The organism is Streptomyces sp. CA-135486 (assembly GCF_050936555.1).
GTDB lineage: Bacteria > Actinomycetota > Actinomycetes > Streptomycetales > Streptomycetaceae > Streptomyces.
This window is the reverse complement of sequence record NZ_JBNJMM010000001.1, coordinates 2,771,909-2,792,717: the sequence shown is the minus strand read 5'-3', so window position 1 is coordinate 2,792,717 and position 20,809 is coordinate 2,771,909. Positions and strand designations below refer to the sequence as shown.

General features: G+C 72.2%; 17 protein-coding genes. 6 read left to right on the top strand and 11 right to left on the bottom strand.

Annotation, left to right across the window (positions count from 1 at the left end):
• The first annotated feature begins 2 nt into the window (after nucleotides 1-2).
• Genes ACQEVG_RS12705 through ACQEVG_RS12690 form a run of 4 tightly spaced genes read left to right on the top strand, consistent with a single transcriptional unit; the run spans nucleotide 3 to nucleotide 5,444 of the window.
• Nucleotides 3-947 carry a hypothetical protein gene (locus ACQEVG_RS12705; RefSeq protein ID WP_432981538.1) on the top strand — a complete coding sequence of 315 codons (945 nt, stop codon included), beginning with the start codon at nucleotides 3-5 and terminating at the stop codon, nucleotides 945-947.
• Nucleotides 944-2,275, top strand: coding sequence for a phage tail protein (locus ACQEVG_RS12700; protein WP_432981535.1), 1,332 nt, complete (start codon nucleotides 944-946; stop codon nucleotides 2,273-2,275). The genes ACQEVG_RS12705 and ACQEVG_RS12700 overlap by 4 nt, the downstream gene beginning before the upstream one ends.
• Nucleotides 2,272-4,209 carry a hypothetical protein gene (locus ACQEVG_RS12695; RefSeq protein ID WP_432981532.1) on the top strand — a complete coding sequence of 646 codons (1,938 nt, stop codon included), beginning with the start codon at nucleotides 2,272-2,274 and terminating at the stop codon, nucleotides 4,207-4,209. The genes ACQEVG_RS12700 and ACQEVG_RS12695 overlap by 4 nt, the downstream gene beginning before the upstream one ends.
• 32 nt (nucleotides 4,210-4,241) lie before the next feature.
• Complete coding sequence (locus tag ACQEVG_RS12690) at nucleotides 4,242-5,444, top strand: hypothetical protein (protein ID WP_432981529.1); 1,203 nt, start codon at nucleotides 4,242-4,244, stop codon at nucleotides 5,442-5,444.
• Nucleotides 5,445-5,598: 154 nt separating this feature from the next.
• On the opposite strand, the gene katG is transcribed toward ACQEVG_RS12690, so the two are convergent.
• The gene (katG, locus tag ACQEVG_RS12685) at nucleotides 5,599-7,830 is read right to left on the bottom strand and encodes a catalase/peroxidase HPI (RefSeq protein WP_432981526.1); all 2,232 of its coding nucleotides are present in this window, start codon (nucleotides 7,828-7,830) and stop codon (nucleotides 5,599-5,601) included.
• A gap of 434 nt (nucleotides 7,831-8,264) precedes the next feature.
• Here katG and ACQEVG_RS12680 point away from each other — a divergent pair, with 434 nt between their 5' ends.
• Nucleotides 8,265-8,675, top strand: coding sequence for a Fur family transcriptional regulator (locus ACQEVG_RS12680; RefSeq protein ID WP_432981523.1), 411 nt, complete (start codon nucleotides 8,265-8,267; stop codon nucleotides 8,673-8,675).
• A 59-nt stretch (nucleotides 8,676-8,734) separates the two neighbouring features.
• Here ACQEVG_RS12680 and ACQEVG_RS12675 read toward each other — a convergent pair whose 3' ends face one another.
• Together ACQEVG_RS12675 and fmt are read right to left on the bottom strand one after the other, a co-directional pair.
• Nucleotides 8,735-10,168 carry an RsmB/NOP family class I SAM-dependent RNA methyltransferase gene (locus tag ACQEVG_RS12675; protein ID WP_432981520.1) on the bottom strand — a complete coding sequence of 478 codons (1,434 nt, stop codon included), beginning with the start codon at nucleotides 10,166-10,168 and terminating at the stop codon, nucleotides 8,735-8,737.
• A 34-nt stretch (nucleotides 10,169-10,202) separates the two neighbouring features.
• Complete coding sequence (gene fmt / locus ACQEVG_RS12670) at nucleotides 10,203-11,147, bottom strand: methionyl-tRNA formyltransferase (RefSeq protein ID WP_432981517.1); 945 nt, start codon at nucleotides 11,145-11,147, stop codon at nucleotides 10,203-10,205.
• Nucleotides 11,148-11,396: 249 nt separating this feature from the next.
• Between fmt and ACQEVG_RS12665 the strand changes: the two genes are divergently transcribed.
• Nucleotides 11,397-11,933 (top strand): hypothetical protein, encoded by a 537-nt coding sequence (locus ACQEVG_RS12665; RefSeq protein WP_432981514.1) that lies wholly within the window; start codon nucleotides 11,397-11,399, stop codon nucleotides 11,931-11,933.
• A gap of 236 nt (nucleotides 11,934-12,169) precedes the next feature.
• On the opposite strand, the gene ACQEVG_RS12660 is transcribed toward ACQEVG_RS12665, so the two are convergent.
• The 8 genes from ACQEVG_RS12660 to ACQEVG_RS12625 form a co-directional block, all read right to left on the bottom strand.
• Nucleotides 12,170-14,314 (bottom strand): primosomal protein N', encoded by a 2,145-nt coding sequence (locus ACQEVG_RS12660; protein WP_432981511.1) that lies wholly within the window; start codon nucleotides 14,312-14,314, stop codon nucleotides 12,170-12,172.
• A 126-nt stretch (nucleotides 14,315-14,440) separates the two neighbouring features.
• Nucleotides 14,441-15,649 carry a methionine adenosyltransferase gene (gene metK / locus ACQEVG_RS12655; RefSeq protein WP_432981508.1) on the bottom strand — a complete coding sequence of 403 codons (1,209 nt, stop codon included), beginning with the start codon at nucleotides 15,647-15,649 and terminating at the stop codon, nucleotides 14,441-14,443.
• 253 nt (nucleotides 15,650-15,902) lie between these two features.
• Nucleotides 15,903-17,105 carry a bifunctional phosphopantothenoylcysteine decarboxylase/phosphopantothenate--cysteine ligase CoaBC gene (gene coaBC, locus ACQEVG_RS12650; protein ID WP_432981505.1) on the bottom strand — a complete coding sequence of 401 codons (1,203 nt, stop codon included), beginning with the start codon at nucleotides 17,103-17,105 and terminating at the stop codon, nucleotides 15,903-15,905.
• A 91-nt stretch (nucleotides 17,106-17,196) separates the two neighbouring features.
• Nucleotides 17,197-17,469 (bottom strand): DNA-directed RNA polymerase subunit omega, encoded by a 273-nt coding sequence (gene rpoZ, locus ACQEVG_RS12645; protein WP_005319902.1) that lies wholly within the window; start codon nucleotides 17,467-17,469, stop codon nucleotides 17,197-17,199.
• Nucleotides 17,470-17,522: 53 nt separating this feature from the next.
• On the bottom strand, nucleotides 17,523-18,095 hold the full coding sequence (gene gmk / locus ACQEVG_RS12640) for a guanylate kinase (protein WP_432981502.1): 573 nt from the start codon (nucleotides 18,093-18,095) through the stop codon (nucleotides 17,523-17,525).
• Between the two features lie 38 nt (nucleotides 18,096-18,133).
• Complete coding sequence (locus ACQEVG_RS12635) at nucleotides 18,134-18,457, bottom strand: integration host factor (RefSeq protein WP_005319887.1); 324 nt, start codon at nucleotides 18,455-18,457, stop codon at nucleotides 18,134-18,136.
• A 290-nt stretch (nucleotides 18,458-18,747) separates the two neighbouring features.
• Nucleotides 18,748-19,596 (bottom strand): orotidine-5'-phosphate decarboxylase, encoded by an 849-nt coding sequence (gene pyrF / locus ACQEVG_RS12630; RefSeq protein ID WP_432981499.1) that lies wholly within the window; start codon nucleotides 19,594-19,596, stop codon nucleotides 18,748-18,750.
• Nucleotides 19,597-19,688: 92 nt separating this feature from the next.
• Nucleotides 19,689-20,798, bottom strand: a complete 1,110-nt coding sequence (locus ACQEVG_RS12625; protein ID WP_432981496.1) for a quinone-dependent dihydroorotate dehydrogenase — start codon at nucleotides 20,796-20,798, stop codon at nucleotides 19,689-19,691.
• Nucleotides 20,799-20,809: the final 11 nt, after the last annotated feature.

The following is a 20,809-nucleotide window of genomic DNA, read 5'->3' as shown; positions in this document are numbered from 1 at the left end:
CCATGACGATGCCGAGGGCGCCGCTGCCGGGCACCGACCGCCCGGTGTTCTTTCCCGGCCAACTGCTCACCGCCGACGACCTCACCGCCCAACAGGAAGCCGACACCGGGCTGCGCCGCCTTCACCACCGGACGCTGCACGGCTGGGGCATCGCGCAGGGCCTCGCGGTCACCGGCGCCCCCGGGGCCGTCGGCATCGGTCTCCTCCCGGGGTATGCCATCGACGTCCTTGGCCGCGAGCTCGTCCTCCCCGAGGCGCTGACCGTGCCGGTACCGCCGACCGCCGCCGGGCCCGACGGAAAACCCGTCCCGTACGCCCTCGTACTGCGCTGGACCGAGGACGACGAGGCGGTCGTGGTCGACCGCCCGGGAGCCTGCGGCGCCGAGGGAGCCGTCCGCCGCTCGGACCTGCCCACCGTCGCCTGGCGCGACCCGGCCGCTGTCCGGGCGGGGCACGACATCGTGCTCGCCGAGATCCTCGTGTTCGGCTGCCGCCTCGCCGCCGCTCCCGATCCCGCGGCACGCCGGATGCTCAGCCCGCCGCCCACGCCGTACGGGGCGTCCGGCCGAACCCGGCCGGGACGGACCGGGTGGCGGGTCCGGGCCGGCACCGGTGACGAGGCGTGGGCGGTGTGGACGGAGGTCGACACCGCGGAGGCGGGCTTCGGCGACGTACCCGTGTACCTCGCGCGGGTCGCGGGCGAGCGGCTGCTGCCCGCCGACGCCTCCCCGACCGGGCTCGACACGCTGGTCGACGGCACGCCGTTCGTGGAGGCGCCCGAGACCGGGCGGTTCCACCTCGTCGTACCGCTCGTGCCGGGCACCGCGGTCGGCGAGCACGGCGAACTCGCGGTGAACCCCACCGACGTCGTCGCGAGTCCCGGCTTCGGCTCGCTGCTTTCGTCGGCGCTGGGGTGGCACGTCGAGTGGATCGGACTTCAGACATGAGCGCGGCCCGCTGGCTCGCCCACGGTGACTGGGCCACCGCGACGCTCGTCGGGACCGCCGTCGATGCCGAAGACCTGGTGCTGGCCGGCTCCGGCGCGGCCCGCGTGCGGCACGGGACCGCCGTCGTCCCGGCCGGGCTGCCGGATCCGGCGCAGGTCGACTCCACCACCGCGGACCGCTGGCGGCGCGTGCTCGTACGTCTCTCGGCCCCCCTGCCGGCCGGGTGCTGGCTTCGGGTGTGGACCCGTACGGCCTCCTCGTCGGCGCCCCCGCCCTCGCCACCGCGCGACGGGGACGCCGACGACGACCGGTCCGCCGTTCCCACGCCCGCCGACCGATGGCGGGCCGCCCCGGTCGGGGCTGTCGATGTGCGCGTCCTGTGTCGGCCGGAGGCCGCGCTGTGGCTCGCCGTCGAGCTGGGCGGGGACGGCGCGGGCACCCCCCGGGTGGCCGACATCCGGGTCGAGACCGACGACCTCGGCCCGGTGACTCAGCTGCCCCGGGTCTATCGGCAGCTGTCCCGGGAGGCGGACGAGGCCGACGACGGCGACGGGCTGCTCGGCCGGTACGCCGGGCTGCTGGGGTCGCGGCTGCGCGAGACCGGTTCGCTCCTCGAGGAACTGCCGGCCCTGCTCAACCCGGCCGTGGCACCCGACCGGGCCGACGCGCCCTGGCTGGAACGCCTGGCCGCCTGGGTCGCCGTCGACCCGGCGCGGCTGCCGACCGCGCCGCGGGACCGGCGGGAGTCCGTCGCGACGGCCGTCGAACGCCACGGCCGACGCGGCACCCTGAGCGGCCTGCTCGACGCGATCCGCCGGGAGACCGGCGTACCGGTCGAGGTCGTCGAGCCTCTGCGGGACGCCGCGGTGTGGCGGCTGGACGGGGCCGAGGCGACGAGCGCCCTCGGGCTGACGACCGGGCTGGTGCCCGCCGACCCGGGCCCCCCGGTGCTCGACCGCACTGCCCTGCTGGACGCCTCGGCCCTCGTCCGGCCCGAGGAGGCCGGGCGGCCCGTCCACGCGCACCGGGCCCACCGCGTCTGTGTACACGTGCCGGACGGCACGCCGGACCAGGTGCGGGCCGTCGACGCGGTCGTCCAGCGCGAGCGCCCGGCGCACGTCCTCGCCCGCACCCGCGCGACCCGTCCGTGGACCGCGGTTCCGTCCGTGGTGGGCCGGGACCACCTGCCGAACAGCGGTCCGCCGGGCCTCGCCGACGACGTGTCGTACGACGTCCACGTCGACGGCCCCGGGCAGCGGCTCGGCACCGTACGCCTGCCCGCCACGAATCCCTCCCTTGCCGCCACTGCGAAAGGACACCCGAGATGACCGCGCCGACCCCGGTCCAGGCATCGGCCCCGACCTCCCACCCCGACGGTCCGTGCGGCTGCAGCGACCGCTCCGACGACTGCTGTGATCCGCTCACCTCGCTGCGGCGCAACAGGTTCTTCCCGCGCAAACTCATGGAGGTCGGGCACTGGCAGGCCGAGCAGGACTACCACCGCCTGGCCCGCGAGCTGACGACCCGGCTCGGCCTCGGCAGCGGTGTGCTCTGCGGGCTGGAGCCGGAACTGACCGACACCGGCACGGTGGTCATCGGGGCCGGGGTCGCCGTCGACGGGAAGGGGCGGCTCGTCATCGTCCCCCAGGACGTCGAGATCGACCCCGCCCGCCTGACCGACTGCCTCGGCCGGCCCACCGACTCGACGGTCGACTACGGATCCGTCACCGTCGCGCTCTGCCACCACGAGTGCGGGGCCGATCCGGTACGCGTGCCTCCGTTGGACTGCGGGGAGGAGGCGGTGTGCGTACCGTCCATGGTCAGGGAGGCGTACGCGGTCTCCGTGACTCGTGACCCGGCGCCGGTGGCCGGGCCCCCGGAGAGGTTGTGCGAGGCGCTGTGCGATCCCGGGGACACCGACCGGCGGCTGCTGCTCGACGAGTTGGCCCCGCGGAGCTGTGCCTGCGACGAGGAGTGCGTTGCGCTGGCCACCGTGTGGTTCGGCGACGGGCACCGGTCGCTGGACACCGGTGTACGGACGGTCATCCGGTCCAACCGGGAACTGCTCGACCTCATCCTGTGTCTGGCCGAGCGGCTGGACGCGTGCTGCCGGCCGCCGCAGGCCCGGCCGCCGAGAGTGGTCGCCCTGTGGCCCTGGCCGGACGCCGACGGTCAGGCGCGCGAGGCTTTCCTCGAAGAGCCCCGGCTGGAGTGGGGCTTCGACGCCGACATGGCCGAGCAGGGCCTGGACTACCCCGAGCCCTGGCTCGGCGTCTGGGCGCTCGACCGGCGCGGCGCCCGGCGGCTGACCGTACAGCGGGCCACCGGCGCGCTGACCCACGTCAGCCCGCCCAGCGGCGGGGACGCCGCCGCCTGGTCGGTGGAGGTGAACGAGGACGTCGTACGGGAGGACACCGCGTTCGTCGTCATGGCCCGCTCGACGGCCGGCGGCCCGATCCGGGCCAACTCCGACGAACAGCTCGCCCTCGACGCCGAACTCGCCTCGACCGGCCTGAGCGTCGACGCGCGGGACCGGCTGTGGGCGCTGCCGCTCGGCGGGGACTTTGACCCCGCGCTGGCGGATCTCGTGGACGAGGCCGTGCTCGGCCCGCCGCCGTGGCTGCCCACCGGCGACGGCGCCCCCGGCGGCGAGCTGCACATCGTCCTGCGGCCCGCGAGGCGGGTCGAGCCGCCTCCGCGACTGCTGGCGGTCTGGCCGCCCGGTAGGGCGGTACTCGACCAGACGACGCCCGAACGGCTCGATCTGCTCAAGCGCTACCTCAGGCGGCCCCGAATCGAGATCGTCGTCTCCCGGCCCCTGGCGCCCGAGGCCGTGGCCGACCCCGAGGGGTGGCTGCGGGCCTGGCGGATGGGGCGGGACGGGGAGTTCGTGCATGGGGTGGTGCGCCTGCCGCTCGACGCAGGGCAGGAGGAGGTGTCGGACGACGGCTCGGCCCGCTACGTCTTCCCCGTCCACGAGCGGCAGAACGAATTCCGCGACCTCGAGGTGCTTGTCCAGCTGCGGGCGACTCCGCCCCTCGTCGGCGGCTCGCCAGTGGGGAGCGGCGCTCCGCGGGACCTGCTGGACGCCGACTTCCCGGGCACCGCGCTGGACTCGCAGACGCTGATCAGCGTCTGGAAGGCCGACTCGCTGCCCCAGCCGGTCCCCGGACTGGGAGCGCGCTCGACCGGGGACGAGACGCTGTACGACGGCACCGCCGGCGGCCTGGCGCACTGGGCGTTCCGGGTCGTCCTGTCATGACCGGCCCGACACCTCACGAGGGGATGACCATCATGCGAGCGTTTCCCGGCACGGTGCCACTGGGCCTGGGCGAGTCCGGGCTCACCGACGACTGCGGCGGCGACTGCGGCCACACCCGCGGCGGTGACCGCGGGTGCGGGTGTGGCCCGGCCGCCGCGGCGGAGCGACCACGGTGGTTCACCGGGCAGTTGGTCGGCCCCGCGGATCTGGAGAGCCTCCAGCAGTGGGTCATCGGCCGCGGCCGTCGGCACAACCGGATGCTGCACGGCTGGGGTGTCGCGTGCGGTCTGAGCGTCACCCCGACCACGGCCCCGGGCGGCGAGGAGACCGTCCCCTGGTCGCTGACGGTCGGCGCCGGGTACGCGCTGTCGGCTTGCGGCGACGAGGTGACCGTGCCCTCACCGGTACGCATCGACATCCGCGAGCCCCGGCCGGACGCCGCCGACACGTGCGCCACCCCGGTCGACCCGTGGTGCGCCCCCGTACGGCAGCGCCGCGACCCGCAGCGCACGTACTACCTCGCGGTCCGCTACGCGGAGCGCGGCACCCGCCCCGTTCGCACGAGCGGCTGCGGATGCGGTTGCGACGACGAACCGTGCGAGTACAGCCGGGTGCTCGAAGGGTTCGTGCCGGCGATCCTCGACGAACTGCCGGACTGCTACGACGCCTTCAGCGAGCCGCCCCCCTCACAGGACGACATCGGGCCCACCCTCACGGACCGCGACCTCGACCAGCGTGAGGCCGTCGGCTGCTCCTCGCGGATCAGGGAGACGGGCACCCGGCCATGCCCGGACTGCTGCTCGCCCTGGATCGTGCTGGCGGACCTCCGGGTCGACACTCTCGGCACGGTCACCGTCGACCCGCTGGCGCACCGCCGGTTCCTCTTCGCCTTCGGCCGGGCGGCCTTCAGCTGCGGCAGCTCCGACCTCCGGCCCGACCGCCGTTCGCTGAGCGGCGCCGAGCGGGAGGTGCTCAGGTCGTCCTTCTCCGCGCAGGCGGCAGAACGCGCCGAGCGGAGCAACGCCGCCGACATCCTTGCCGCGCCCGCGGTCACCCTGCGCGGCGCGCAGCGCGTCAGGGGCCTGCGCGAGCTGATCGGCGACCGAACCGTGCTCGAGCTCGCCGAGGCCGATGTCTCGGTCCTGGCGGCAGCGGCCGAGGGAGCAGGCATCGAGCCCGCAGCCCTGGAGCGCGTGCACGAGCTCGCCAGGCTTGTCATGCGGATGGTCACCTGACTGCTACTCACCCTGTCCCGCCCGGGAATTCGGCCGATCTCCCGGGGATACCCGGCAGCAAGTCACTCGGCGTTCGGCGGATCACGGCGCCGGCATGTTTCCGCGTACTGAGGACGTCCAGGTCGGCCGGCGCCGACCGACCTGGACGTCATGATCAGACGAGGTCGAACCGGTCGAGGTTCATCACCTTGTCCCAGGCCGCGACGAAGTCGTTCACGAACTTCCCCTTCGCGTCGTCGCTCGCGTAGACCTCCGCGAGCGCGCGCAGCTCGGAGTTCGACCCGAAGACGAGGTCGGCACGGCTGCCGGTCCACTTGACCTCGCCCGTGGCGGCGTCGCGACCCTCGAACGCGTTCGCGTCCTCGGACGTCGCCTTCCACGTCGTGCCCAGGTCGAGCAGGTTGACGAAGAAGTCGTTGGTCAGGGACCCGGGGGTCGTGGTGAAGGCGCCGAGCGGCGACTGCTGGTAGTTCGCGCCCAGCACGCGCAGGCCACCGACGAGGACCGTCAGCTCGGGGGCGCTCAGAGTCAGCAGGTTCGCCCGGTCGAGCAGCAGATACTCGGCCGGCAGCCGGTTGCCCTTCCCGAGGTAGTTGCGGAACCCGTCGGCGGTCGGCTCGAGCGCGGCGAACGACTCCACGTCGGTCTGCTCCTGCGACGCGTCCACGCGGCCCGGCGTGAAGGGGACCTCGACGTCGAAGCCGGCGTCCTTGGCGGCCTGCTCGACGGCGGCGGCACCGGCGAGCACGATCAGGTCGGCCAGCGAGATCTGCTTGCCGCCGGTCTGGGCCGCGTTGAAGGCCTGCTGGATCCCCTCCAGGGTGCGCAGCACCGTCGCCAGCTGGTCGGGGTCGTTGACCTCCCACCCGCTCTGCGGCTGGAGGCGGATGCGCGCACCGTTGGCGCCGCCGCGCTTGTCGCTGCCGCGGAAGGACGAAGCCGACGCCCACGCGGTGGACACGAGCTGGGACACCGACAGGTCCTGGCTGAGGATCTGACTCTTGAGGGAGGCGATGTCCTCGGCGCCGACGAGCTCGTGCGTCACGGCGGGGAGGGGGTCCTGCCACAGCAGCGTCTCGGCCGGCACCTCAGGGCCGAGGTAGCGCACGATCGGGCCCATGTCACGGTGCGTCAGCTTGAACCACGCGCGGGCGAAGGCGTCCGCGAACTCGGCGGGGTTCTCCAGGAAGCGCCGCGAGATCTGCTCGTAGGCCGGGTCGAACCGGAGCGAGAGGTCGGTCGTCAGCATCGTCGGAGCGTGGCTCTTCGACGCGTCGTGGGCGTCGGGGACGGTACCCGCCCCGGCACCGTCCTTCGGCCGCCACTGGTGCGCGCCGGCGGGGCTCTTGAACAGCTCCCACTCGTTGCCGAACAGGATCTCGAAGAAGCTGTTGTCCCACGTGATCGGGGTGTTCGTCCAGATGCCCTCGAGACCGCTGGTGATCGTGTCGCCACCCTTGCCGGTGCCGTGGGCGTTCTTCCAGCCGAGGCCCTGCTCCTCGATCGAGGCGGCCTCGGGGTCGGCGCCCACGCTGTCCGCAGGGCCCGCACCGTGGGTCTTGCCGAAGGTGTGACCGCCCGCGATCAGGGCGACCGTCTCCTCGTCGTTCATCGCCATCCGGCGGAACGTCTCACGGATGTCGCGGGCCGCGGCCAGCGGGTCCGGGTTGCCGTTCGGGCCCTCCGGGTTGACGTAGATGAGGCCCATCTGGACCGCGCCGAGGGGGTTCTCCAGCTCCCGGTCGCCGGTGTAGCGCTCGTCGCCGAGCCAGGTGGTCTCGGGACCCCAGTAGACGTCCTCGTCGGGCTCCCAGACGTCCGCACGACCGCCGCCGAAGCCGAAGGTCTCGAAGCCCATCGACTCCAGGGCGACGTTGCCGGCGAGGATCATGAGGTCGGCCCACGAGAGGCTCTGGCCGTACTTCTTCTTGACCGGCCACAGCAGGCGGCGGGCCTTGTCGAGGTTCCCGTTGTCCGGCCAGCTGTTGAGAGGGGCGAAGCGCTGCTGACCGGCCCCGCCGCCGCCGCGGCCGTCGCTGATCCGGTAGGTGCCCGCGCTGTGCCACGCCATCCGGATCATGAACGGGCCGTAGTGGCCGAAGTCGGCGGGCCACCAGTCCTGCGAGGTCGTCAGCACCTCCGCGATGTCCTGCTTCACTGCCGGGAGGTCAAGGGTCTTGAACGCCTGCGCGTAGTCGAACTCCTCGCCGAGGGGGTTGGCCACGGCGGGGTTCTTGGCGAGGATCTTCACATTGAGCCGCTCCGGCCACCACTGGCGGTTTCCGCCGCCCTGAGTCGGGTGCGCGGCGCGCCCGTGCGCGACCGGGCAGCCACCTGCGCCCTCCGCTTTCGCGTCTGTGACGATTGCATCATGGTTCTCAGACATGGGAATCCTTCCGGACTGGGCGGATCACGTTGCTCAGGAAGTGCGGGCGGCGGAGCAGTCGGGGCACAGGGGCCTCACACACGACGTGAAGGGAGATATGGCCCACGCGAGCGCGCCCCGAGGCGATCGCCTCGACGCCGAGGTGGTCACAGTCCCTGACGGTGCCAAGGCGGTCACAGTCCCTGACGGTCCCGAGCAGCGCGGCGCGGGCGGCCGTCACCCGCAGGCCGGCACCGCGAGCTGCTCGGCGGTGGTCCCGTCACGTCTCTGTCTCCTGTCGTACTGGAGTCTTCCTGTCCCTTGGCTATTGCCGGAACCGATCCTACGATGGACAGAGTCCAAGTCAATAAGCGCGCCAAACCCATATCCAGTAGGAACCCGGATGTACCCCGGTAAACTTCGGGAACCCACCAAACCTGAATAGGTGAACCGATATGAGTGACCTGCTGAAGCGACTTCGAGGGCGTGGCTGGCGGATGACCTCCCAGCGGCGTGTCGTTGCGGAGGTCCTCGACGGCGACCACGTGCATCTCACGGCCGACGAGGTGCACGCCCGCGCGGCAGAGCGGCTGCCCGAGATCTCCCGGGCGACCGTCTACAACGCCCTGGGCGAGCTGGTCTCCCTCGGTGAGGTCATAGAGGTCACCACCAACGGCCGCGCCAAGCGCTACGACCCCAACGCACACCACCCGCACCAGCACCTGGTGTGCTCCCACTGCGGCACCATCCGCGATGTCCACCCGACCGGCAATCCGCTGGCCGACCTCCCGGCGGAGGAACGGCTCGGCTTCACGGTGTCCGAGGTCGAGATCACCTACCACGGGCTGTGCCCATCCTGCGCCTAGGTCCTGTCCGGCCTGATCAGCCTGACAGGAGCTAAGGGTCCGCACGCGCCCGAGTCGCCTCAGGCTGTGCGGCGCAGCAGGGCCAAGTACATCGCGTCCGTGCCGTGCAGATGCGGCCACAGCTGCACGTCCGGCCCGTCGCCGAGCGCGGGAACGCCCGGCATCAGCGGCCTCGCGTCCAACCACTCCGCCTCCACGGGCGGGCCGCCGCGGCCCTTCAGGACGTCGTCCACGACCACCCGGGTCTCGGCGAGATGCGGCGAGCAGGTCGCGTACCCGACCACTCCCCCGACCCGTACGGCGTTCAACGCCTCGCGCAGCAGCCCCCGTTGGAGCGGAGCGAAACCCTCCAGGTCCTCGGGACGCCGGCGCCAGCGGGCCTCAGGACGCCGGCGCAGCGCGCCCAGACCCGAGCACGGGACGTCGACGAGCACCCGGTCGAAGGAGCCGGGACGCCACGGCGGCCGGGTGCCGTCCGCGGCGATGACCTGGTACGGGCCGGGGTTGCCCGCCAGCGCCCGCTCGACCAGCCGGGCGCGGTGCGGCTGCTTCTCGGAGGCCAGCAGCGACGCGCCCCGCTCCGCGGCGAGCGCGGCGAGCAGCGCGGCCTTGCCGCCGGGGCCCGCGCAGCCGTCCAGCCAGCGCTCGTCGGAACCCTCCAGCGGAGCATTCGCCAGGGCGATCGCGACGAGCTGGCTGCCCTCGTCCTGCACACCGGCCCGTCCCTCCCGTACGGCCTCGATCGCGCCGGGCTCGCCGCCCTCGGCCAGCCGCACCGCATACGGCGACCAGCGCCCCGGCAGCCCGGACTCCTCGCCCAGAACATCGAACAGCTCGTCGGTCGTTGAACGTCCCGGCCGGGCGACGAGCGTGACCTCGGGCCGCTCGTTGTCGGCATCCAGCAGGTCCTCGATCCCCGCGCGCCCACCGCCCAGGGAGTCCCACAGCGCGGAGACGACCCACCGCGGATGCGAGTGCACGATGGCCAGATGCTCCTCGGCGTCGTCGTCGTACGGCGGTGCCACCCGCTCCAGCCAGGTATCCAGATCGTCCTGCGCGATCTTGCGCAGCACCGCGTTGACGAACTTCGCCCGTCCGTCGCCGAGCACCACCCGCGCCAGCTCCACACTCGCCGACACCGCGGCATGCGTCGGGATACGCGTCCCGAGCAGCTGGTGCGCGCCGAGCGCGAGCACATCGAGCACCGGCGGGTCGACCTCACGCAGCGGCCGGTCGACGCACGCCGCGATGATCGCGTCGTACGTGCCCTGGCGGCGCAACGTCCCGTACACCAGCTCGGTGGCGAGCGCCGCGTCCCGCGCGTCGAAGTCGTCCTTCTCCCGTGCCTTCTTCAGCAGGGGCGGCAGAACGAGATTGGCGTACGCATCCCGCTCGTCGACGGCCCGCAGCGCCTCGAAGGCAAGCATCCGCACAGGATCCTTCTTGGGGCGGCGGTGCGGCTTGTGGGGACGGCGACGTGCCTGCTCGTTCAAAGGTGCTCCGCGTTTCCGAATGGGACGAACCCTCTCAGCGTACGTCCGGCGCGCCCACCCTCTCGCCCGGGGCGATCCGCACCCCGCGCGCCCAGTCGGCGGCGCGCATTGGCTTCTTGCCCTGCGGCTGGACCCAGAGCAGCTCGACGGCATGCGATCCGGTGCCGACGTACACATTGTTCTTGCCGACGGAGAGCACGCCGGGCGCGAGATCCGTGCGGTCGGGGAGCAGCTGTACGGAGATGAGTTTGAGCCGCTCCCCGCGGAAGACCGTCCACGCACCGGGCGCGGGGGTGCAGCCGCGGACGACGCGGTCGATGCGGAGCGCCGGGGCGTGCCAGTCGACGTGGGCGTCCTCGACAGTGATCTTCGGTGCGACCGAGACGCCCTCGGACGGCTGCGGAACGGCCTTGAGCGTGCTGTCCTCGATGCCGTCCATGGTCGCGGCCAGCAGCCCGGAGCCGGCGAAGGCGAGCCGGGTGAGCAGGTCGCCCGCGGTGTCCGTGGGCCGTACATGCTCGGTGATCACCCCGTACACGGGGCCGGAGTCGAGGCCTTCCTCGATCTGGAAGGTCGCGGCGCCCGTCATCTCGTCCCCGGCGAGGATCGCGTGCTGCACCGGAGCGGCGCCGCGCCAGGCGGGCAGCAGCGAGAAGTGCAGATTGACCCAGCCGCGGGCGGGCACGTCGAGGGCGACCTTGGGCAGCAGCGCGCCGTAGGCGACGACCGGGCAGCAGTCCGGCGCGATCTCGCGCAGCCGGGCCAGGAACGCCTCGTCGCCCGGCTTGACCGGCTTGAGCACCTCGATCCCGGCCTCCTCGGCACGCTGGGCGACCGGGCTGGCCACCAGATGCCGACCGCGTCCGGCGGGCGCGTCGGGCCGGGTGACGACGGCGGCCACTTCATGCCGGTCGGAGGCGATCAGGGCGTCCAGGGCGGGTACGGCGACCTCGGGGGTGCCTGCGAAGACGAGCTTCATCGGTGGCTGACTGCCTGTCTGTCTCGGGTCGGTGGCGGGCAACGCACCAGTCTATGGGCCGAGGGGACGGTCCACCGGCCGGGGCAACAGAGGGGCGCACGGATGACCGCGCGCCCCTGGCATATGCGCATACGCCCCAGGAGCGTGACCACATGGCCGGGTGGAGCGTTGGTCAAGAGAGATTGACCGAAGCGGGCCGCCCCGGTTGCGGCCCGGACCCTTTTCAACGCCGGTTCGAGAGGCTTGTCAATGGCCGACCACGCAACCCACGACGCCCAAGCGCGGGCAAGCCTGCACCTGTTGGTGCGCGACATCGAGCGGGTCCGCCGACAGGTGGACGCACTGCGCACGCTCACCGCCCAGTTGGGGAACGTCTACCGCCCGCGCCGCTCCGGCCCGTCCACGGGCTTCGTCGTCTACGGCAGGGCCCCGGCCCCGACCGTCCGTCTCGCGCAGGAGCTGCGGGACAGCGTCGAGACACTGGTGACGGCGGCGGTGGACTTCGACCGTTCGCTGGGCTTCTCGTGGGACGCGGTGGGCTCGGCGCTCGGGGTCACCAAACAGGCGGTGCACCGCCGTTACGGCGCGCGGCGGGGCGCCCAGCAGTCGGGCTCCGCGGATGTGGACCGGGGCCCGGAGACATCGACGACCCGCACGCTGCCGGTGGTCCCGGGCCTGCCCGCCGTCCCGGCCGCCCGCACGATGTCGCCGCAGCCGACGATCACCAGCCAATCCCTCCGCGAGGAGGCCCGCCCGAGCGCCTTCCCCGGCCCGCGCAACGGCTGAGCTTCCCCCGGCTGCCCCTGCCCTTTGACGGGTGGGGGCAGCCGCCATTCGTAGTCACCGGGTTCGTGGTGGGCGTGGGCCAGGGGGCGTTGGCGGTTGCTGTCCGGTGGGTGGCTTCTCGGGCGAACCGCCACGGGATGACCTCGCACCCGCCTTGCGTGCGCGCGGCGGGCGTCGCACCGCGCGCAGCCGCCCGCCCAAAGCCGGACGGCGCACCGCGAGCCGCGGCGCGGCCGTCAGCCGATGTCGGGCGGATCGATTCTGATCCGCACCGGATCCACGCCCCCCCGGGCCATCCTCGCCGCCTGCGCCGACTTCAGGGCCGCCGCCAGCGCCGCCCCGCTGCCCGGCGGCACCCTCAGCAGCGCCCGCTCCCAGGTCTCGCCCACCGGGGGATCGCCCGGCCGCCGAGGCCTGCCCGGGTCCGTGACCGGCAGCGGCACGGGCCCCAGCACCTCCACGTCGCCCGGCAGTTGGGCCGTCGCCACAAACGCGGCGATCGTCTCCGCCCGCCCCGTCACCGACGCCATCCGCGAGACCGGCGGGAACCCGAGCTGCGCCCGCTCCGCCAGCTCGCGCTGCGCGTGCCCGACCGGGTCCCAGCGCACGAGCGCCTGCACGGGCCGCAGCGTCGGCTCGGCGACGATCACCACGGTGCCGCCCTCGCTCTGACCCCGTACCAGCGCCGCGGCGTCCATCCAGCGGCGCAGCGCGTCCTCTCCCGATCGCAGATCGGGGCGTCCGAGCATCGCCCAGCCGTCGAGCAGCAGCGCCGCCGCGTATCCGCCCTCGGCGAGCGGCTCCGCCCCGGGCGTGCTCACCACCAGCGCGGGCCGCCCCGGCACGGAGTCCAGCACATGGTCCCGGCCGGACGTCCGGACCTGGACCGCGGGGAAGGCCCGGCCGAGCTCCTCCGCCGTACGCCGTGAACCCACGACCTGGGCGCGCAGTCGCGTACTCCCGCACTCCACGCAGTGCCAGTCCGGCGCCCCACGACCGCACCAACCGCACTTCAGGTCGCGCTCGTCGGGCGCCTCCAGCGGACCCGCACAGTGCCGGCACCGCGCGGGCGCACGGCACCGCTCGCACGCGAGCCTGGGCACATAGCCCCGCCTGGGCACCTGGACCAGCACGGGTCCGCTCTTCAGCCCGTCCCGCACGGTCTGCCAGGCGAGACTCGGCAGCCTGGCCGCCCGTGCGGCCTCGTCGCGGGCCAGGTCCTGGTCCCCGACCGTACGCACCAGGGGCGCGGCGCCGCGGACCTGCTCGCGGTCGGCGATCAGCGGCAGCGCCCAGCCGCTCTCCACCAGCTGGGCCGCTTCGACCGTGCAGCTCGTACTCCCCAGCAGGAAGCCGCATTTGTCGTGCGCGGCCCTGAGCTCAAGCACCTCGCGGACGTGCGGGAACGGCGCGTTCTCATCGCTGTGGCTGGAATCGCCGTCGTCCCAGACCGCGACCAGCCCGAGGTCCTGTACGGGGGCGAACATCGCGGCCCTGGTCCCGACGACGGCCCGCACCGACCCGCGTCGCACGGCGAGCCACTGCCGGTACCGCTTCTCGGGCCCGGACTCCGCCGTCAGCAGGGCATGCCGGCCCTCTCCCAGCAGCGCGGTGAGCGCGGAGTCGACCCGGGCAGCCCGCCGCCCGTCGGGCACGACGACCAGCGCGCCGCGCCCCGAGGCAAGCGTCGCGGCGACGGCCCGCGCCAGTTCGTCCGGCCAGTGCGGCCCGGGCAGCGCGGTCCACACGGCTCGCGGCGCGCCCCCGCCCGCCAGCGCCTCCAGAAACGCCGCCCCCCGTCCGTACCGCCCCCAGCTCGCGACCTCGGGCGCGGCGGGCGGCGGCAGTGGCTCCGGCGACGGCTTGGCCTCGGCCCGTCCGTTCCTCGGCGGGATGGCGAGCTGCAACACGTCCGCCAGGCTGCCCGCATACCGATCGGCCACGGCGCGCGCGAGAGCCAGCATCTCCGGGCTGAGCACCGGCTCGGGCGAGACGACATACGCGAGCGCGGCGAGCGCTCCCCCGTAGTCACTCTCGGCCCGGCGCTCGATGAGAAACCCGTCGATCAGGCCGCCCCCTTCACGCCGCCCCTCGCGCACCCGATGCGCCCCGGCCCCGAACCGCACGCGCACCCGCACCCCGGGCTGGGCGTCCGCGTCGAGCTCCTCGGGCACGGCGTAGTCGAAGTACTGATCGAGATGGAGCACGCCCTTGTTGACCATCACCCGGGCCACGGGCAGCTCCTTGGCCAGCGCGGCCCCGCGCCAGGTCCGCGGCTTGGCCTTCGGCACCTGGGCCTTGCGCACTGTCTCCCGAATGAGCGCAAGCTGCTCGGGCCCACCGGCGGCGGGCTCTTCGGGCTGCTTGTTGTCGCTGCTCACAGCCAAATTCCTACCAGACGTCACTGACAGTCCCACCGGCCCGGATGACGCCCGGGGGCCTGCCTGCGGACGCAGGACGGCCCCGGACCTGCCGGTCCGGGGCCGTCGCCTGAGCGTCGTGGACTACTACAGCCCAGCAGCCTTGCGCAGCGCCTCCACGCGGTCCGTGCGCTCCCACGTGAAGTCCGCCAGCTCGCGGCCGAAGTGGCCGTACGCCGCCGTCTGTGCGTAGATCGGGCGCAGCAGCTCCAGGTCGCGGATGATCGCGGCTGGGCGCAGGTCGAAGACCTCGGAGATGGCCTGCTCGATCTTCTCGACGTCGATCGTCTCGGTGCCGAAGGTCTCGACGAACAGGCCGACCGGCTCGGCCTTGCCGATCGCGTAGGCGACCTGGACCTCGCAGCGGGCCGCGAGGCCTGCCGCGACGATGTTCTTGGCGACCCAGCGCATCGCGTAGGCGGCGCTGCGGTCCACCTTGGACGGGTCCTTGCCGGAGAACGCGCCACCGCCGTGACGGGCCATGCCGCCGTAGGTGTCGATGATGATCTTGCGGCCGGTCAGGCCGGCGTCACCCATCGGGCCACCGATCTCGAAGCGGCCGGTCGGGTTGACCAGCAGCCGGTAGCCGTCGGTGTCCAGCTTGATGCCGTCGTCGACGAGCTGCTTGAGCACGTGCTCGACGACGAACTCGCGGATGTCCGGGGCGAGCAGCGAGTCCAGGTCGATGTCGGAGGCGTGCTGCGAGGAGACGACCACGGTGTCCAGGCGCACCGCCTTGTCGCCGTCGTACTCGATGGTGACCTGGGTCTTGCCGTCGGGGCGCAGGTACGGGATGGTCCCGTTCTTGCGGACCTCCGAGAGGCGGCGGGAGAGCCGGTGCGCCACGTAGATCGGCAGCGGCATCAGCTCGGGCGTCTCGTCGCAGGCGTAGCCGAACATCAGGCCCTGGTCGCCGGCACCCTGCTTGTCGAGCTCGTCCTCGTCGCCCTCGACACGCTTCTCGTACGCGGTGTCGACACCCTGCGCGATGTCCGGCGACTGCGCGCCGATGGAGACCGAGACGCCACAGGACGCGCCGTCGAAGCCCTTCTTCGAAGAGTCGTAGCCGATCTCGAGGATCTTGTTGCGCACGAGCGTCGGGATGTCGGCGTACGCCTTGGTGGTCACCTCGCCGGCGACGTGCACCAGACCCGTGGTGATCAAGGTCTCCACGGCGACCCGGGACGTCGGGTCCTCCCGCAGAAGGGCGTCGAGAATCGTGTCGCTGATCTGGTCAGCGATCTTGTCGGGGTGACCCTCGGTCACAGACTCCGAGGTGAACAGTCGACGGGACACAATGCTCCCTGGGGTTGCAGCGGCTGCTGGCTGATCATTGGCGGACCGGCCGGGGGCTGCGCCCCGCGACGTTCCACGGCCAGCTTATCTGCCGCCCTCCGTCAGCGGTCCACCCGTCTCGCTCCGTGGGAGCCCCGTGACCTGTGCTCCGGGGCAGGACAGACGCGGAATCCTGGAACGAGAGCCCTCACCCTTGCGTAGTTATGTCGCATTTCACAGGGTTTTGTCCGGCCACTGAGGCGAAATCAAGAATTCACCCGAGCCGTGGGCCGGTCAGGTCCCAGACCGTGTCCGCGAGGGACTCCTTCGGCCCGTACGGCACCGGCGTCTCGCCGCCGTCCGCGGCGAGCACCACTGCCTCGTTCTCCTCGGAGCCGAAGGTCTTGCGCTCCCCCACCTCGTTGACGACCAGCAGGTCGCATCCCTTGCGGCGCAGCTTCTCGCGGCCGTTGGCGAGTACGTCGTCCGTCTCGGCGGCGAATCCGACGATCACCTGGCCGGGGCGGGCCCGCTCGGTGGAGATCTCGGCGAGGATGTCCGGGTTGCGGACCAGCTCGACGGGGGCCGGCTCCTGACCGTCCTTCTTCTTGATCTTGCCGGTGGCGTACGCGGCGGGGCGGAAGTCCGCGACAGCCGCGGCCATCACCACGGCGTCGGCGTCCGCCGCGGCCTTGAGCACGGCCTCGCGCAGCTGGACGGCCGTGCCCACGTGGACGACGTCGACGCCCGCCGGGTCCGGCAGTCCGGTGTTGGCCTCGATGAGCGTGACGCGGGCGCCGCGGGCCGCGGCGGTGCGGGCCAGCGCGTACCCCTGCTTGCCGGAAGAACGGTTACCCATGTAGCGCACCGGGTCCAGCGGCTCGCGCGTGCCGCCCGCGCTGACGACCACATGCCGGCCCGCGAGGTCCGGGGCGGCCACGCCTCGGGCGAGTACCCGGCGGCAGACCTCGAAGATCTCGCCGGGGTCGGGCAGCCGCCCCTTGCCGGTGTCGACGCCGGTGAGCCGTCCGACCGCGGGATCGATGACGACGGCCCCGCGGCGGCGCAGGGTCGCGACGTTCTCCTGGGTGGCGGGGTGCTCCCACATCTCGGTGTGCATCGCGGGGGCGAAGACGACCGGACAGCGGGCCGTGAGGAGCGTGTTGGTGAGCAGGTCGTCGGCGAGGCCATGGGCCGCCTTGGCGAGCATGTCGGCGGTCGCGGGCGCGACGACCACCAGATCCGCGCCCTGCCCGATCCGTACATGCGGAACCTCGTGCACATCGGACCAGACCTCGGTCGAGACGGGGTGGCCGGAGAGCGCCGACCAGGTCGCGGCGCCGACGAAGTGCAGCGCCGACTCGGTCGGCACCACGCGTACGTCGTGCCCGGACTCGGTCAGCCTGCGCAGCAGCTCGCACGCCTTGTACGCGGCGATGCCCCCGCTGACCCCCAGAACGACCTTCGGCTTGTCCACCGGATCTCCCAGCACTCGACTCGGTACCTATGACACACCACAGGCCCGGCAGTCTCGCCGCCGGGCCTGGGATGAAGTGCTGATGTGCGCCTTACTGAGCCGGGCCCTCAATGGCCTCGGAGGTCAGCAGACCCGCATTGATCTCGCGCAGGGCGATCGAGAGCGGCTTCTCGTGCACGTGGGTGTCAACGAGCGGACCGACGTACTCGAGCAGGCCCTCGCCGAGCTGCGAGTAGTACGCATTGATCTGCCGCGCACGCTTGGCGGCGTAGATCACGAGGCTGTACTTCGAGTCAGTGGCCTCGAGCAGCTCGTCGATCGGCGGGTTGATGATGCCCTCGGGCGCGGTGATGGAAGAGGACACGCTCTACCTTCCGAAGATGGGAAAAAGATCAAACAGTGTTGGGGAGCTGAGGCTCAGTCCCCAGGAGACACCGCCATCAAGGCTAGCAGCTCACGCGCCACGTCCTCGACGGAGGTGTTGACCAGGGTGATGTCGAACTCCGACTCGGCGGCCAGCTCGACCTTGGCGGCCTCCAGTCGGCGCTGGATGACCTCCGGGGACTCGGTGCCGCGGCCGGTGAGCCGGCGGACCAGTTCCTCCCAGCTCGGCGGAGCCAGGAAGACGAGCTGGGAGTCCGGCATGGACTCCTTGACCTGCCGGGCACCCTGGAGGTCGATCTCCAGCAGCACGGGCTCGCCCGCCTCCAGGTGCTCGAGGACCGCACGCCGCGGCGTGCCGTAGCGGTTGCCCGCGAACTCGGCCCACTCCAGCAGCTCGCCATTGGCGATCAGCTTGTCGAACTCCTCGTCGGAGACGAAGAAGTAGTGAACGCCGTGGCGCTCACCGGGGCGCGGCTTTCGTGTGGTCGCCGACACCGAGAGCCACACCCCGGGATGGGCCTTGCGCATATGGGCGACGACCGTGCTCTTGCCGACCCCTGAGGGGCCGGAGAGCACGGTCAGCCGCTGACGTACCTCTGCTGCCATGCAGCGATTATCCAGGTTCTCAGGAGTGCCCGAGAACGTCAGGCGGCACCGCCGCCGAACTCGCGCTCCAGAGAGGCGATCTGGTTCGAGCCGAGACCGCGCACACGACGGCTCTCGGAGATGCCGAGCCTCTCCATGATCTGCTTGGCGCGGACCTTGCCCACGCCCGGCAGGGACTCAAGGAGAGCGGAGACCTTCATCTTGCCGATGACGTCGTTCTCCTGGCCCTGCTTGATGACCTCGTGGAGCGAGGCGCCGGAGTGCTTGAGTCGATTCTTGACCTCGGCCCGCTCCCGGCGAGCCGCGGCGGCCTTTTCGAGCGCGGCTGCGCGCTGTTCAGGGGTAAGGGGCGGAAGAGCCACGCCTACGTCACCTCGGATGTCGAACTTGTCGGATACGGACCGGTGAGGAACCTAGTCGCCCCACACCTGGCGAGCAACGAGCAACGCACTGCACGTTCGCTCTTCGACGGAGACTAGCGGCCATGGCCGCTCCAGTCAGCGAGAACAGACGAAAAGTCCTGGTCAGCATAGACCGACCAGGACATTTAGGGCATAACGACTGGGATTTCGGCCAAGAATCTCTCAATGCGGTCGTTGGATAGGTTTTCGAGGACCCTCTTCGGCACGGCGAGGACCCCCTGGCGGGGGTGTCAGGCGCCCGAAACCGCCGATCGGACCTCGTCCGCGTACCGCGCGGCGGCCTCGCGCAGCGCCGTCGCGTCCGGGCCGTACTTCAGCACGCCTCGGCTGACGTTCGGAACGACGTTCCGCATGGCTGCGCCGAAGACACCCGGCAGATCGGCCGGCGTCGCGCCCTGCGCGCCGATGCCGGGGGCCAGCAGTGGGCCGTTGATGTCCAGGTCGAACGACGACAGGTCGCCGAGCGTCGCGCCGACGACCGCGCCGAAGGAGCCCATGGGGGTCTCGCCCGCGTTCTCGTCGGCGAGGTGGCCGAGCATCGTGGCGCCGATGGTGCGGCCGTCCTCGCGCACCGCCCGCTGGACCTCGGCACCCTCCGGGTTGGAGGTGAGGGCCAGCACGAACAGACCGGCCCCGCTCTCGCGCGCCAGGTCGACCGCGGGCCTGAGCGAGCCGTAGCCGAGGTACGGCGAGACCGTCAGCGCGTCCGAGAACAGCGGCGAGTCCTTGCGCAGGAAGGTCTCGGCGTACGCCGCCATGGTGGAGCCGATGTCGCCGCGCTTGGCGTCCATGACGACCAGCGCGCCCGCGTCCCGCAGGTCGACCACGGCCCGCTCCAGGACGGCGATGCCGCGCGAGCCGAAGCGCTCGAAGAAGGCGCTCTGCGGCTTGACGACGGCGACGTGGCCGGCCAGGGCGTCGACGACCGTACGCGTGAAGGTCTCAAGACCCTGGATGTCGTCGTTCAGGCCCCAGGCGGAGAGCAGGGACGCGTGCGGGTCGATGCCGACGCAGAGCGGACCGCGGGTGTCCATGGCGCGGCGCAGGCGCGCGCCGAAGGTCTCGGTGGTGTCGGTCATGGCAGTTCCTCCGTGGATGATCGCGCACGCGCGCGGCGAAGCGGCTGCGCGGCGGGCGTCCGGCGGCAGCCGCCGGACGCCTCCGAGTGCTCTCACGCGTGGTTCTTCGGGGCGGCCGCCCCCACCGCCTCGGCGAGGCTGGCGTACGGGCTGGCCGCGAGCCGCGCGGCCAGCCCCTTGTGAATGGCACGTGCATAGAACGGGCCCTCGTAGATGAAGGCGCTGTAGCCCTGGACGAGCGTGGCGCCCGCCAGGATGCGCTGCCAGGCGTCCTCGGCGTTCTCGACGCCCCCGACGCCCACCAGCGTGATCCGGTCGCCCACGCGCGCGTACAGCCTGCGCAGGACCGCCAGCGAGCGGTCCTTGACCGGCGCGCCGGACAGTCCGCCGGTCTCCTTGACCAGCTCCGGGTCGGACTTCAGGCCGAGTCCGTCGCGGGCGATGGTGGTGTTGGTGGCGATGATGCCGTCCAGGCCGAGTTCGAGGGCCAGGTCGGCCACCGCGTCGACGTCCTCGTCCGCCAGGTCGGGGGCGATCTTGACGAGCAGCGGGACGCGACGGTCCGCCACGCTGCGGTCGGCCGCCTCGCGCACGGCGGTGAGCAGCGGGCGCAGCGACTCGGTCGCCTGGAGATTGCGCAGGCCGGGCGTGTTCGGCGAGGAGACGTTCACGACGAGGTAGTCGGCGTGGCGGGCGAGCCGCTCGGTCGACTTCACATAGTCGTCGGCGGCGTCGGCCTCCGGCACGACCTTGGTCTTGCCGATGTTGACGCCCACGACGGTCCTGAAGACCGGCACGCGCGCGTGCAGACGCTCGGCGACGGCGGCGGAGCCCTCGTTGTTGAAGCCCATGCGGTTGATCAGCGCACGGTCCGGTACGAGGCGGAAGAGGCGCTGCTTGGGGTTGCCGGGCTGCGGCTCGCCGGTGACCGTGCCGATCTCGATGTGGTCGAAGCCGAGCATCGACATGCCGTCGATGGCGACGGCGTTCTTGTCGAAGCCGGCGGCGAGCCCGAAGGGGCCGTGCATCCGCAGGCCGAGCGCCTCCGTGCGCAGTTCCTTGTAGCGGGGCGCGAGGACGGCCGCGACGAGGGTGCGCAGTACGGGGATGCGGGCCGCGAGCCGGATCCAGCGGAAGGCCAGATAGTGGGCCTGCTCCGGGTCCATCCGCTTGAAGACGAGGTGGAAGAAGAGCTTGTACATAGACGTGTCCT